This window comes from Alteromonas sp. LOR (assembly GCF_000753865.1).
Classification (GTDB): Bacteria; Pseudomonadota; Gammaproteobacteria; order Enterobacterales; family Alteromonadaceae; genus Alteromonas.
Genome location: NZ_JQFW01000014.1, coordinates 54,911 through 67,790 on the forward strand (window position 1 = coordinate 54,911; position 12,880 = coordinate 67,790).

Here is a 12,880-nt window from a genome sequence, read left to right on the forward strand (position 1 = left end):
GCCTAACGACAACCGTATATTTTATGCAAACATTTGATTGGCAAGGTTCTTTTGCACTGCCTGAGCCGATGAAGCGCTCAGTTCAATCTCGATAGCATCTGATTTACCCGACAGCCAAATTTTAAGCTCTGCATCGGTGTCAAAGTGCCCTGCTGTTTCAACAATAAACTGGGTAATAGATTTATACGGAATAGAGTGATAATTCACTTTTCGCCCCGTCAGCCCTTGCTTATCAATGATTATTAATCGCTTATTGGTAAACACGCTTAAGTCACGAACCAATTTAAATGCCGACGTAACCGTTTCATTATCAGCAAGTATTGGAGACAGTTCTTCCTGAACATCTTCAGAACTTGTCTCGCTCGCATTTCCCATTATTGTATCGAATAAACCCATTTTATTTTCCTTTTCAAACTGCTGAGAACTACACAGACGCAAGCTTCACTCGCCATTGAACTCTGTGTGCCAGAGGCTTAGGCTTGTCGAGAGCAAACCCCTGCCCAAAGTCTACATTAAGCTTTTGCAGCACTTGGGCCGTTGCATTATCTACAACAAACTCGGCGACGGTTTGTTTTCCCATGCTGTGAGCAATGTTATTGATGGCAGTTACTGTAGCATGGTCTATTGGATCGTGAACAATATTTCGCACGAAGGAACCATCAATTTTTACGTAGTCCACATCAAGGTTTTTAAGATAGGTAAACGATGACATTCCTGCCCCAAAATCATCTAAGGCAAAGCTACAGCCAATATCTCTGAGTGTAGAAATGAAATGCTTTGCGGCGGCCAAGTTGGTAACGGCTGTGGTTTCCGTTATTTCAAAGCAAACTTTTTCAGCAGGCACCGTGGTTCCCTGCATGCGCTGTACTATTTTTTGTAATGCAATCTCATCACCAAGGGTTATACCCGACAAATTGATGGCGACTTTGCCCACATTATCGAGATGGGCAGGGTTGGCTTCTAGCGTTTTCAATGTGTTATCAACGACCCACAAGTCCACTTTATTCATCAATCCGTGGCGCTCGGCAAGGGGAATAAATAACCCCGGGCTAATAAGGCCGCTTTCGCTTGCGTTTAACCTCAGTAAGATTTCATAGTGCTGAGGATAATGCGTGCTTACCTCACTAGGTACGGTAAGAGGCATAATGGCTTGGCTATAAAGCTCAAAACCATCGTTTTGTAACGCTTTGTGAAGCGCCTGCAGCACCTTATTTTCGCTGTCGTCGATGGCAAGTTGAGCATCTCCGTCTCGGTAAACAAAATAACGATTACGTCCCAGATGCTTTGCCTTATAGCAGGCATTGTCTGCCGCTTTTATTAATGTCTCTGCGCTTTGTGTTTGCGCATTTATTTCGATAACGCCGATACTAGCGCCAACAAAAAATAATTTATCGTCGTACACAAAGCGATAGTTTGAAATGGCAAGTAACAGCTTATCCAACCGTTTTAAAACAGCGTCTAGACCTTGATCTCTAAAAATAATGCAGAATTCGTCACCACCGATACGAGCCAGTAAATCATCTCCGTTTACGTATTGCCTGAACACCGTGGAGACTTCTTTTAACAGCTTATCACCTGCTGGATGACCGCAACTGTCGTTCACTAATTTAAAGCGATCCATATCAATAAAACACATTACACTGCGACGCTGATTCTGACTGTGTGTGTCGCGTATATTGCGCAGCACTGAAGAGGTAGAATCACCCACTAATTCAGCTGTTTTATTCTCTGTCCTTGTCTCTGCCCTTATCTCTGTGAGGATATCCCTAAGCTGTGCATTAAAGGCATAGCGGTTGAGCAAGCCTGTTAATTGGTCGTGATTTGCTTGAAAGTGAACTTCTTCGTGCAATGCCAACTCTTTGGTGACGTCACGGGCAATCCCCTCTACCGCGGTCAAATCTCCCTTCTCATTTAAAATTGGTGTATCTGAGAACTCGACGACATAGCTTTTTCCACATTGTCCTCGATAATGCACCAAATAGGGTGCAGGCTTTTGACCTCTTGCTATTGCCTCTCTTATCTCAAAAGTTTCGTCCGGCACTTGCTGCACGTAGCGCGACTCGTGTGCGCAAAACTGTTCCGGCTTGTAGCCTAGTATTTTCTCAACACCGGCACTCACGTAAATAAAACTGTGTTCTGCTGTTTTGGTGTATACAAAATGGCGGTGCATACCGTCGACTAAGCGGCGATAACGCTCCTCACTATCCTCTAAATCTTTCTGCGCTTTAAAGCGCTCGGTCACATCGCGAATAGTTAAGGCAATATTATTACCTGCATTTACCACCTGAATTTTTATCCACTCAGGCACAACCTTATCGCTATTAATGGCGACGTAACCCTCATAGGGCGCTCCGTTTTTAGCAACATTGGCCGCTTTTTCGAACTCTTCTGGAATACCTAAAAAACGAGACTGCTCGGCCAAACTCATTTTTTTCATTACATCAACCGCTCCTCTGAAAAGGTATTCACTGTATGAGTTTGCTTCTACCAAGGTGTAGTCATTCTGCGAGGGCTGATAAATGAGCAATGCATCTAGCGACGCTTCGCTGGCGGTAAGATAGCGCTGCTGACTCACCGAAAGGTGCACAGCGCCTTTTAGCTGCTTATGGAATACGTAGCTCACCAACGCAGACATCAGTAAGCCAATGACAATGATCAGCATTCCTGGATTAAATGGGCTAAATTGAGACTGCATGGAAAGGGTGATATCACGGTCTATAAACTTAAAAGGAGGCAGTGAGACGAGTGTCCCATCATCCACCATTTCACCGCTAGCAAATAGCGTGCTGTTGCCTGCTTGAAGCTTAAAGTTAAACTGCGGACCAACGAGTTCACCAAGCATGACACCTAAAATTGTTTGTACGTCGAAGCCTGCAACAATATAACCATGCTCAGGCTCTTGAGGGCTGATTGCTCGTCCTAACAGAATGTGATGGTGTTGTGTGGAGGGAGAATAGAGTATCGCACTATTAAGTGACTCTGATAGCGTTGGAATAGCAAGTCCAAGCGCGTCCATAGGCTCGCCAATAAGGCTATTGTCGATACGAGTTTTAGTACCTGCTTTAGGGGTAGCAATCCACTGAATTGTGCCGGTTTTGTCAACATACGCCAGAGAACTATAGCCTCGCTGCATTCCCATTAACGATAAAGATTGAGTATTAAACCAGTCAACTGGATTTGGCTCAAAAGTTGGCCAATTTTGCATCAGGTTATAAATTGCTTTTACGCGTTCAGTGGAAAATACTTCTAAGCTTATTTTTACTTGCTCGGCCACCGACTGCGCTTTTGATACCCTTGCGCTTTGTTCATCCTTTTGAATATAAATACCGGTGGACACGAACAGTATAGAAAGTAATAAGAACAACACCGTGGGTAATGCATAAACACGATGGTTTATTCTATCGAACATGACTAAATCTCCGGAAACACAGCCTTTAAGCTTAATAAAGATTTATGAAGCAAATATGAATTGTCTTCGGTAGTATTCAATTCAGTGATTTAACTTTTTTATTATTAATGAGTGGTAGTTATGGGCAAAACGCCAGACTTTGACAGTGTTAAAAAAGCAAGCGCGCGTATCAATGACGTAGTAAAACGCACGCCTATTGTTGAATCGATGCTGTTAAACTCGTGGATGGGTCATAGAATTCTTTTTAAAGCTGAGTGCTTACAAACCATTGGCGCTTTCAAAATTCGTGGCGCAATGAACTTTCTAGCCAAATTAAAGGAAGAAGGTCGACTGCCATCACAGGTTGTCGCCAACAGCTCTGGAAATCATGCGCAGGCGGTAGCCTATGCAGCGGCTCACTTTGGTATAAAAGCCACTATTTTCGCCAGTGAAAATATATCCCCAATAAAAGCGGCGGCTACAAAGAGCTACGGCGCAGAATTGAAGCTGTTTGCTACTCGCCCTGAGGCAGACATTGCGGTTAAAGAAGCGGCCAATAGCCCTGATACCGTGTGGATACCGCCTTTTAACCATGAAGATATTATTGCCGGACAAGGCACTGCAGCCTTAGAGGCACTTGAAGACGCAGGAAACGTAGACGCAGTCTTTGCGCCCTGCGGCGGTGGCGGCCTCTTAGCGGGTACGCTACTAGCGACACGAGCATTGCAGCCCAACGCACTGGTGATTGGCGCAGAGCCCGCCGAAGCGAATGACGCTTCCATGTCGCTGCAAGCAGGTGAAATTGTGGCCCTTGAGCACACGCCAGTTACCTTAGCAGACGGTGCAGCCACCCCCAGCGTGGGCGATGTAACGTTTGAGTTACTACAACAACTCGATGATTTTTATGAAGTTGACGAGCTGCAGATTGCATATTGGACTCAATGGCTACACCATCTATTGAAGTTGCATATAGAACCCACCTGCGCAATGACAATGGCGGCAGTGGCATCGTGGGCGGCTAATACCCCTCCGGGCAAAACGGCGTTAGTTATGCTCTCTGGTGGTAATATTAGCCAAGCGTCAATGGCAGCAATTTGGGAGCAAGACTTTTTACTTCAACCCCCTATTATAGATTTCGACGACGGAACAGAAGAAGAATTATGAAAACAAAACCAATGAAAAAGCTAATAACCGGCCTCACGCTCGCGGCATCCTGTATTGCACTTAACTCTGTTATTTCTATTAACTATGCAAACGCGGCAACACTGGTTAAAAACGTAAAAGGCTACACCCTAAACGACAGTGGCACACTTGTTCAATTCACTAATATGGTGATGGACGAAGGCAAAGTACTCGCCCTTGATGCAAAGTCAGAACACTTTGATATTAGCACAACTATTGATGGCGAAGGAAAAGTCATGCTTCCTGGTCTTATCGATGCTCATGGCCATCTGTTAGGGTTGGGCGCCAACCTGTTGGAAGTGAACTTACGGGAGAGCACGAGTGCAAGCAATGCGGCAAAAATGGTGTCAGATTATGCGTTCGCGAATAAAACGCAGAGCTGGATTACCGGTCGCGGCTGGAACCAAGAATTGTGGAGCGACCGTGCTTTTCCCAGTGCAGCCGACCTAGACAAAGTAGTGTCAGACCGTCCGGTAGTGCTGACGCGGGTTGATGGACATGCTGCGTGGGTAAATACCAAGGCTATGGAAATCGCCGGTATCACCAAAAACACCAAATCTCCCGTTGGTGGCGAAATAATTAAAGATGCCAACGGCAATCCTACTGGCGTATTTATTGATAACGCATCAATGCTTATTGAAAAACACTTACCTTCGGCAAGCAACGCTATTTATCAGCAGCAATTAGATGCAGCTGGCGAGCACTTGCTAGCCAATGGAATAACGTCAATGCACGACGCAGGCATTAGCCGCGATGTGTATGACTTCTATTTAAAAGAGTCGGTAGAAAGCGACTTACCCATACGTATTTATGCCATGGTGAGTGCTACCGATCCTGAGTTATCCACCATGCTGGGTAACGGGACCATTCGCGATAACGACGACTTTTTGTATATACGCTCTGTAAAAGCCTATGGCGATGGCGCACTCGGCAGTCGTGGCGCGGCGTTGTTAGAACCGTATTCAGATGCACCTCATCAACACGGCTTATTACTTACTCAGCCAGAAGATATGAGTGAGCTATTCACTACCGTAATAGGCGCAGGATTTCAGCTGAACTACCATGCTATTGGCGACAAAGCGAATCACGTAGCGCTTAATGAGTTTGAAAGTACATTTAAGCAGATAGGCGGAAGCGAACTTCGCAATCGTATTGAGCACGCGCAAGTTATTGCACCTGATGATCTAGCACGCTTTTCTGGCTTAAAGGTGCTTCCATCCATGCAGCCTACCCATGCCACCAGCGATAAAAATATGGCAGAAGATCGCATCGGTAAAGATCGAATGAAAGGCGCCTACGCGTGGAAAACGCTGCTAGATTCAGGCATTGCACTGCCACTTGGCTCCGACTTTCCGGTGGAATTAGCCAACCCGTTTTATGGCCTACACGCTGCGGTGACCCGTCAAGACAGAGACAACCAGCCGGTTAAAGGGTGGTATGCCCACGAAGCTTTGTCTGTTGAGCAAGCTTTCAAAGGCTTTACTCTTGATGCCGCCTATGCAGGGCATATGGAAGATACGTTAGGCACACTTACTCCAGGTAAATGGGCTGACTTTATTTTAGTCGACCAAGACATCTTCAGTATTGAGCCTCAGCACATTTGGAAAACTAAAGTCCTTTCGACCTATGTTGCCGGTGAACACGTTTTTAGCCTAAGCAATGACTAGAAACAGCCTGCTCACTAAGGGTATTGGCGGCATTGGTGCCGCCTTACTTGTGCTAAACGGCCTTATCGGCGCAGGTATTTTTGCCTTGCCTGCCAAAATGGCTGCAGAGTTAGGTGCGTTTAGCCCTTATATATTTCTTATTTTTGGCGCCCTTATGCTCACCATTGTGTGGTGTTTTGGGCAGCTTGCTGTTTTTTATCAAGAAACTGGCGGCCCTGTCATTTACGCCCGTAAAGGGTTCGGTAATGCAGCTGCCTTTCAAACGGGGTTTGTGTATTACCTTGCCAGAGCGACTGCCATTGCGGCGAATATGCACGTTCTGCTGCTGTACGCCGGCTATTTGTGGCCAGAAATCAACTCAGGAATGGGAAAATCTCTGGCAATAATAGCGCTCACTAGCCTACTCATATTTGTCAATATTGTGGGACTAAAAGCAGCAATGCGCTCCCTCGATACGATCTCTGTTTTGAAGCTATTGCCTTTTGTAGCGCTTATTGGCGTAGGATATTGGCAACTTGATTTCTCTACTGTATCGCCCGTTGTCACCCCAACATTAGACACAATATCCGCAGGCGCACTCATTACACTGTACGCATTCATTGGTTTTGAAACGGTTGTGGTTACCAGCGGCGAAACTAACTCTCCAAAGAAAACCATTCCAAAAGCATTGATGCTGACGGTGTCAGGCATAGCGTTATTTTATTTCTGCGTTCAGTGGCTTTATTGGCATACGCTTGGCGCTGCAACACCCGATAGCGCCCCCTTAATCGCCCTTGCGAATATTATTTTTGGTGAAACTGGTGCGCTGATAATGACGTTAACCGCCGTGGTGTCTGTAGCAGGTAACCTACTTGCCAATATGATTTCAACATCACGCCTTACGTACTCAATGGCCCGCCAGTCTCTTATTCCGAAAAATCTTGGTAAACATTGGCTTGGTAAAGTGCATAGCGAGTTTGCCACACCGTATATTTCGGTACTGGTGCTAGGCATTTTTGCAGGCGTTATGGCGCTTAGCGGCAGTTTTGTGTGGCTTGCTATTTCAAGTGTGTTGGCAAGGCTTGTGGTTTACGCGGTGTGCGTTGTGGTGCTCATGAAAGCGCAACATCAGCTTACCTACACACCCAACATCGTCAAACGTGCAATACCCTTTATAGCCCTTGCTGTGTGTATTTGGTCTATCAGTCAGTCGGCAACCAATGCCTGGTTGTTCCTAGTTGGCGAACTGGTGATAGGCGCAGCACTTTACTGGCTGTTCACGAAAAACGCGAAAGACTAAAAACGTTAATTTGCAAAGAAAATAAGAGAAATATTGTGGAAATTGTTGTTATACCCGTTACCCCATTCGCTCAAAACTGCTCTCTAATTTGGGATCCAGACTCTATGAAGGGCGCCTTTGTCGACCCCGGTGGCAACGTAGACCAATTGATCAAAGCGGCAAACGATAACCACGTTGATATTGATAAAATAATACTTACCCATGGTCACCTCGACCATGTTGGCGGTACCGTAGAAATAGCGTCACACTTTAATGTGCCCATTATTGGCCCACATAAAGGTGATAAGTTTTGGTTAGATGGCCTCATGCAGCAAAGTCAGATGTTTGGCTTCCCACCTGCTTCGCCCTTTGAGCCTACCCAATGGCTTAATGATAACGACACCATTGCTGTTGGCGGTTTAACGTTAAATGTACTGCATTGCCCTGGGCATACTCCCGGACATGTCGCGCTGGTTGAACGCACTAGTAATAAGGTGATTGTTGGGGATATTATTTTTGCAGGGTCCATTGGACGTACTGACTTCCCACAGGGCGATCAGCAGCAGTTGATAAGCTCAATTAAGCAAAAGATCCTCACGCTTCCAGATTTGATGACCATTTATCCAGGGCATGGACCTACCACCACGATTGCCACAGAGAGGGCAACTAACCCCTATGTGTCTGGCCCGTATGGTTAATTGAATTGGGGTTAATTACATTGGGGCTAATTGCATTGAGATTAGCTACACGAGATGCCGCACTCGCTTTCGCCTTATAGCAATATTTGAGCTTAAAGCGGAAGCGGCGGCGTCAGTTTTAACTTAGGTAGTCAATCAACGTTTACTCGTAAGCGCCGCTAGCATAGTGAAGTTCATAGCTGTGGCTGTAAATTTCTAAAATATTGCCGAACGGGTCTTCCATGTAAATCATGCGATATGGCTTTTCACCAGGATAGTAGTAACGCGGCGCCTTCATGCGCTTTTTACCACCAGCCGCGACAATTTTGTCTGCAAGGCCTTCAACATCTGGGTCTTGAACACAGAAGTGAAAGATGCCCGTTTTCCAGTACTCAAAGTTATCTTCTGGGTTTTGCTGATCTTTAAACTCGAATATTTCCACCCCTACTCTGTCTCCAGTAGATAAGTGAGCTATGCGAAATTTTTCCCAGCCAGCCCCGAAAACATCGGTACACATCTCACCAATTGCAGAATCATCTTCAAGAATTTCTGTTGGCTTCATGATCAGGTACCAACCTAGTACTTCGGTGTAAAATTTTACGGCCGCGTCTAAATCGGGAACCGATAGCCCAATATGAGAGAACGTACGTGGATACGGTGTTTTTACTGCTTCAGTCATCACTTGCTCCTCTTAACGCATTCTTGCGTTAAACAAATAGTAGAAAGAAACTCAAGCCACCCAATGGAATGCCTGTGAGTCAACGTGAAGTGATGATAGCTAGACAAAAGCAAAACTTGAAATTATCATTAATTCTTACTTTGATAATTTAAGATTATAGCCATGCTTAATCCTATTTGGTTAGACACCTTTATCACGCTGGTAGAAACAGGCCACTTTACCCGCACCGCTGAACAGCGTTTTATGACACAGCCCGGCGTAAGCCAGCACCTAAAAAAGCTTGAAGAAACGTGTGGCTGCGAATTAGTTATTCGCCTAGGTAAAGGCATTCAGCTTACCGAACAGGGGCGGCGGGTGTTCGAATATGCCAAAGCTCAGCAGCAGCAGGAACAAAACTTCATTGCCAGTTTAAAGTTTGATGAGCCTTACGAGGGTAAATGTATCGTCGCTTGCTCAGGTGCTATTGCTCAGCGCATCTACCCTGCTCTTGTCGCATTGCAGGCGCAGCACACAGCACTTAACATCCATCTTGAAGTTGCGCCTAGAAGAACCATTCTTTCCGGTATCACTAACGGGACGTTTGAACTTGGCATAGTGACTAATATGCCCAACACAGAAGACGTGTCCTGTACCTATCTAGGTGAAGAGCCGCTAGGGCTCATTTTGCCTAGCTCGTACCTTACCCAAAAAGGAGAGCGCCAAGGAAAGCGCCAAAGTAAACACAGCGCAAACAATATCGTCGACACGCTCAATGCACTAGGGCTTATTAATCATCCTGATGCCGTACACTATCTTCAGCGCTATATTAAAGATAGCGGCGAGGCAGACTTAGCACTTATTAATCCGAATAAACTTAAGTACTCAGGTTATGTAAACCAACTCTCTCAAATTCTTATTCCGGTGAGTAAAGGGCTTGGTTTTACTGTGTTACCAAGCAGCACACTAGAGTTTGTTAACGTGGCAAATGAGCTTGTGATGTATACACCTAAAAATGATGTGGCCGAACCTCTTTACTGCGTTCAGGCAGCACATGCCGCGCTGCCCGCTCGCTACAATATAGTTAAGAATGTAGTAAAGGACGTGATAAAGGACATGGTAAAAAAGGGATAACGAAGGGACTAAAAGAGAACGTTAGCCTTGGTTCTCATCAGCTGACGGTTCTCTTTCAATATCTGGGTCGGGAGATACCATTTCCGATTCTTTTTTATGTTCGGGCACATCTACTTTGCCAGCAGCAATCACTTCTCCCTCTTGCCACAGTTTCCATTCCCCTCGTTCGTAAACATCCCACTGCTCATCATTGGTAAGGGGCTCTGTGGCAATAATACTCACTACGTCTTTCGGTGTGGTCTCAGCTGCAAAATCGATGGCTACTTCCACATCTTTTAAACACGCTGGCCCAAACGGTGCTCTACGGGTAATACTGGCAAGCTTGGTACTGCAAAACGTAAATAGCCAATCGCCGTTACCCAATAAACAATTAAAGACACCTTGCTTGGCATAAGCTTGAGCTAATGAAACAAGGCAATCGACCAATTGTAGGGGCGATGTATCTCGCGGTAAATGTTGTCGTACGTGGTTCATAATGTCGCAAAACATTTCTTCGCTGTCGGTATCGCCCACAGGCTCATACATACCTTTTGCAGCAGAGAAGCTGGGTATTTGGCCGTTGTGCGCAAACACCCAATATTCCCCCCAGAGTTCACGTGCAAAGGGGTGAGTATTCGCCAACGTGATGTTACCCACATTCGCCTGTCTAATATGGCAGATGGCGGTTTTACTTTTGATGGGTAACGTAGAAACAAAATCTGCAATGGGTGATGTAGCGCTCGGCTCAGGGTCGTGAAACATCCTTACGCCTTTACCTTCGTAAAATGCCACTCCCCACCCATCTTTATGCGGGCCAGTCTCACCGCCACGGCGGGTAAGCCCGGTAAAGCTGAAACATAAATCTGTTGGGGTATTGGCACTCATGCCTAAAAGTTCACACACTGCTTGGCTTTCCCTTTGCTACTAATTCTTCAGCACTGAGAATACGCAAGCAGCGACAATCAATCAATTCAACATTATATTTAATGGGGTCAGAGTCAATTAAAGTTAATGGGGTCAGTAAAAAACGCACACTGACCCCATTTTTTCTTGAATTTAATGGGGTCAGAGTAGGTTATTCTTATATTTAATAACATAAGACACTCTGCCCCCATTTATTTTTATACCGCTTTTGCTTTTGGTGAGTCCTCAGCCTCTAAAGCGCTGTACTCTTGTTCATTATCGGTCTTGCGAGGCTCGATACTTGCCTTACGTGATTCGCCGATAGCATGGCTATCCCGTACGTTTTTCTGCACTGTGATAGCGGCAAACAGGCTTAGGGTGAACGCCATGCCGAAGAAACCTTTTTCACTCAATAAGAGTTCAGCATTTAATAGACCTACAACTAATAATACGATGGCTGATACGGTTGCTACTGCTGATGCTAAAAAGTACGCTTTGGTAGTCGGCACGCCTTCCATTTTATCACGTACCGTCTTTTGCAAACTTACCACTGAAAATAAGCCAAACAACATGATTGTAAGATAGTATCCTTTTTCGTTCAGGGCCATAGGCGCGTTATATAAACCTATGAAATACGCGCCTACTCCTACAACGAGTGCTGCTAGTGACGCAATACGAAAAGCTTTAGTTGGTTTATTAAGGTTTTGCATAGTAAAACTCCTAAATATTCTTTATTTGACCCGTATGGGTAAACGTAACTGCCTTGTTCGTTAAATCGTACTTTTGCATGTAGCGGGCCAGGCTACCAAAGGTGGTGGTCTCTACCTTGCGGCCGTGGTCTGACAGCGTTACGCCATCGCTAAACATACTTGCCAAACCAAGTTTAGCCCGGCTCATATTTACTTTTTGCGGCGTAAAATGCGCTTTCGCATTTACCTTTAGCTGCGCAATATCTGTCGTTGAGTACATTGCCGCGTTCAATACATCAAGGGTGTATTCAGTGCAGTTTTGACGTTCGCTATTAAACGGGTTTGCCACCACCGAATACCGAGAATTGTGAAGTAACTTAGCGTTGTCATCACGGTATAGATTTATCAAAGCCTGTTGCACCTCTACTGAAGGAATAATAATTCCTGCTTCCAGCGCATAAGCACTCCAGAAAAAATCTACTGGATAGTCGGTAATTAAGTGACTTTTGCCCTGCTCTTCAGCGTCTTGATATAAATTGTGTATGGCATAACCTTTAGCTGTATTGCCATCGCTCAGCTGAATACTTGAGTAAATAGCAATTGCGGTATGGGTAAAGCGAATGCCTTTTGGCATATCTTCAATAGGTCTGCCACGCCTTGCGATAATAAACGCCCGCGCGCCTTCACTTGCCGCATACTTTTCCACATTTTTTGAAAAGGTCGCAATCGCTTCTGGTGTAAAGCTGGGCTTACCATGCTGCTGGCTTCCCGCGTATACGTTTTGAAGGCTAGACATCAAGAGTACAACGGCAAACCCGATTGAAGTTAAGAAGGTTTTCATGGCTAACCTACCGCTTAGTATTAGTTGTCGTGGTAGTTACTTTAGTTTTAGTGGTAACCACTTGGTTTGGGGCGGGGTCGGCAGTAATAATTGTCTCGGTAATTACCAAAGGCTGGTTATGAGCCACAGAAGATTGATGGCTAGCTTGATGAAGGTTGCGAGCACTTTCATTCACGGCGCTTTCTGCCACCGCGCTTCCCGCTACAACAACACTCCCAGTCAGTACCACAGGTACTGCCACTACCGCACTGGCTACTGAGGCCGTTGTCGCTAAACCTTGAGATGCGGCTAGCGCACTGTGCTTACTGGCTTTACCACTATGGTTAATAGAATCATCTGCCAATGCAGAATGGGTAAGAAGCGCACTACTTAGTAATGCAGTTAACATCAATGTTGAACGTGTATTTTTCATATCACTTGCTCCTGGTGTGTTAAGACAAGGTTTGCCTGAACGCGTTCTACACTAGAGACAAGAATAAATTTCGTAAACCAAAATGATTAATGTAG

The 12,880-nt window shown here is 45.4% G+C and carries 12 protein-coding genes; 5 read left to right on the top strand and 7 right to left on the bottom strand.

All coding sequences use genetic code 11. From position 1 onward, the window contains the following. Positions 1-21: 21 nt before the first annotated feature. Both JV36_RS0105030 and JV36_RS0105035 read right to left on the bottom strand, forming a co-directional pair. Complete coding sequence (locus JV36_RS0105030; RefSeq protein WP_032095544.1) at positions 22-396, bottom strand: PH domain-containing protein; 375 nt, start codon at positions 394-396, stop codon at positions 22-24. Between the two features lie 28 nt (positions 397-424). Beyond that, positions 425-3,409 carry a putative bifunctional diguanylate cyclase/phosphodiesterase gene (locus JV36_RS0105035; RefSeq protein WP_032095543.1) on the bottom strand — a complete coding sequence of 995 codons (2,985 nt, stop codon included), beginning with the start codon at positions 3,407-3,409 and terminating at the stop codon, positions 425-427. Between the two features lie 120 nt (positions 3,410-3,529). On the opposite strand from JV36_RS0105035, the gene JV36_RS0105040 reads away from it, so the two are divergent. Genes JV36_RS0105040 through JV36_RS0105055 form a run of 4 tightly spaced genes read left to right on the top strand, consistent with a single transcriptional unit; the run spans position 3,530 to position 8,193 of the window. After that, positions 3,530-4,552, top strand: a complete 1,023-nt coding sequence (locus JV36_RS0105040; RefSeq protein WP_032095542.1) for a serine/threonine dehydratase — start codon at positions 3,530-3,532, stop codon at positions 4,550-4,552. After that, the gene (locus JV36_RS0105045; protein ID WP_235207776.1) at positions 4,549-6,237 is read left to right on the top strand and encodes an amidohydrolase; all 1,689 of its coding nucleotides are present in this window, start codon (positions 4,549-4,551) and stop codon (positions 6,235-6,237) included. The genes JV36_RS0105040 and JV36_RS0105045 overlap by 4 nt, the downstream gene beginning before the upstream one ends. Next, positions 6,230-7,516: an APC family permease gene (locus tag JV36_RS0105050; RefSeq protein ID WP_032095541.1), complete on the top strand. Its 1,287-nt coding sequence runs from the start codon at positions 6,230-6,232 to the stop codon at positions 7,514-7,516. The genes JV36_RS0105045 and JV36_RS0105050 overlap by 8 nt, the downstream gene beginning before the upstream one ends. Before the next feature lie 35 nt (positions 7,517-7,551). Continuing rightward, positions 7,552-8,193, top strand: coding sequence for an MBL fold metallo-hydrolase (locus JV36_RS0105055; RefSeq protein ID WP_081926533.1), 642 nt, complete (start codon positions 7,552-7,554; stop codon positions 8,191-8,193). Positions 8,194-8,335: 142 nt separating this feature from the next. Here JV36_RS0105055 and JV36_RS0105060 read toward each other — a convergent pair whose 3' ends face one another. Then, positions 8,336-8,851, bottom strand: a complete 516-nt coding sequence (locus JV36_RS0105060) for a lactoylglutathione lyase family protein (protein WP_032095540.1) — start codon at positions 8,849-8,851, stop codon at positions 8,336-8,338. A 162-nt stretch (positions 8,852-9,013) separates the two neighbouring features. Between JV36_RS0105060 and JV36_RS0105065 the strand changes: the two genes are divergently transcribed. Beyond that, a complete protein-coding gene (locus JV36_RS0105065) occupies positions 9,014-9,961 on the top strand; it encodes a LysR family transcriptional regulator (protein WP_032095539.1) in 948 nt (315 codons plus the stop codon). Between the two features lie 21 nt (positions 9,962-9,982). On the opposite strand, the gene JV36_RS0105070 is transcribed toward JV36_RS0105065, so the two are convergent. The 4 genes from JV36_RS0105070 to JV36_RS0105085 all read right to left on the bottom strand — a co-directional run bounded on the left by JV36_RS0105070 (position 9,983) and on the right by JV36_RS0105085 (position 12,785). Further along, on the bottom strand, positions 9,983-10,843 hold the full coding sequence (locus tag JV36_RS0105070) for a class II glutamine amidotransferase (protein ID WP_032095538.1): 861 nt from the start codon (positions 10,841-10,843) through the stop codon (positions 9,983-9,985). A 218-nt stretch (positions 10,844-11,061) separates the two neighbouring features. Further along, on the bottom strand, positions 11,062-11,553 hold the full coding sequence (gene yiaA, locus JV36_RS0105075; protein WP_032095537.1) for an inner membrane protein YiaA: 492 nt from the start codon (positions 11,551-11,553) through the stop codon (positions 11,062-11,064). A gap of 10 nt (positions 11,554-11,563) precedes the next feature. Further along, positions 11,564-12,373 (bottom strand): DUF2145 domain-containing protein, encoded by an 810-nt coding sequence (locus JV36_RS0105080; RefSeq protein WP_032095536.1) that lies wholly within the window; start codon positions 12,371-12,373, stop codon positions 11,564-11,566. A 7-nt stretch (positions 12,374-12,380) separates the two neighbouring features. Beyond that, positions 12,381-12,785, bottom strand: coding sequence for a hypothetical protein (locus JV36_RS0105085; protein ID WP_032095535.1), 405 nt, complete (start codon positions 12,783-12,785; stop codon positions 12,381-12,383). Positions 12,786-12,880: the final 95 nt, after the last annotated feature.

What these genes read in the sequence shown, in the direction of transcription:
- JV36_RS0105060 (WP_032095540.1), bottom strand. Translation starts at nt 8,851, where the DNA reads ATGACTGAAGCAGTAAAAACACCGTATCCACGTACGTTCTCTCATATT.
- JV36_RS0105050 (WP_032095541.1), top strand. Translation starts at nt 6,230, where the DNA reads ATGACTAGAAACAGCCTGCTCACTAAGGGTATTGGCGGCATTGGTGCC.
- JV36_RS0105065 (WP_032095539.1), top strand. Translation starts at nt 9,014, where the DNA reads ATGCTTAATCCTATTTGGTTAGACACCTTTATCACGCTGGTAGAAACA.
- JV36_RS0105045 (WP_235207776.1), top strand. Translation starts at nt 4,549, where the DNA reads ATGAAAACAAAACCAATGAAAAAGCTAATAACCGGCCTCACGCTCGCG.
- JV36_RS0105085 (WP_032095535.1), bottom strand. Translation starts at nt 12,785, where the DNA reads ATGAAAAATACACGTTCAACATTGATGTTAACTGCATTACTAAGTAGT.
- JV36_RS0105080 (WP_032095536.1), bottom strand. Translation starts at nt 12,373, where the DNA reads ATGAAAACCTTCTTAACTTCAATCGGGTTTGCCGTTGTACTCTTGATG.
- JV36_RS0105035 (WP_032095543.1), bottom strand. Translation starts at nt 3,409, where the DNA reads ATGTTCGATAGAATAAACCATCGTGTTTATGCATTACCCACGGTGTTG.
- JV36_RS0105040 (WP_032095542.1), top strand. Translation starts at nt 3,530, where the DNA reads ATGGGCAAAACGCCAGACTTTGACAGTGTTAAAAAAGCAAGCGCGCGT.
- JV36_RS0105030 (WP_032095544.1), bottom strand. Translation starts at nt 396, where the DNA reads ATGGGTTTATTCGATACAATAATGGGAAATGCGAGCGAGACAAGTTCT.
- yiaA (WP_032095537.1), bottom strand. Translation starts at nt 11,553, where the DNA reads ATGCAAAACCTTAATAAACCAACTAAAGCTTTTCGTATTGCGTCACTA.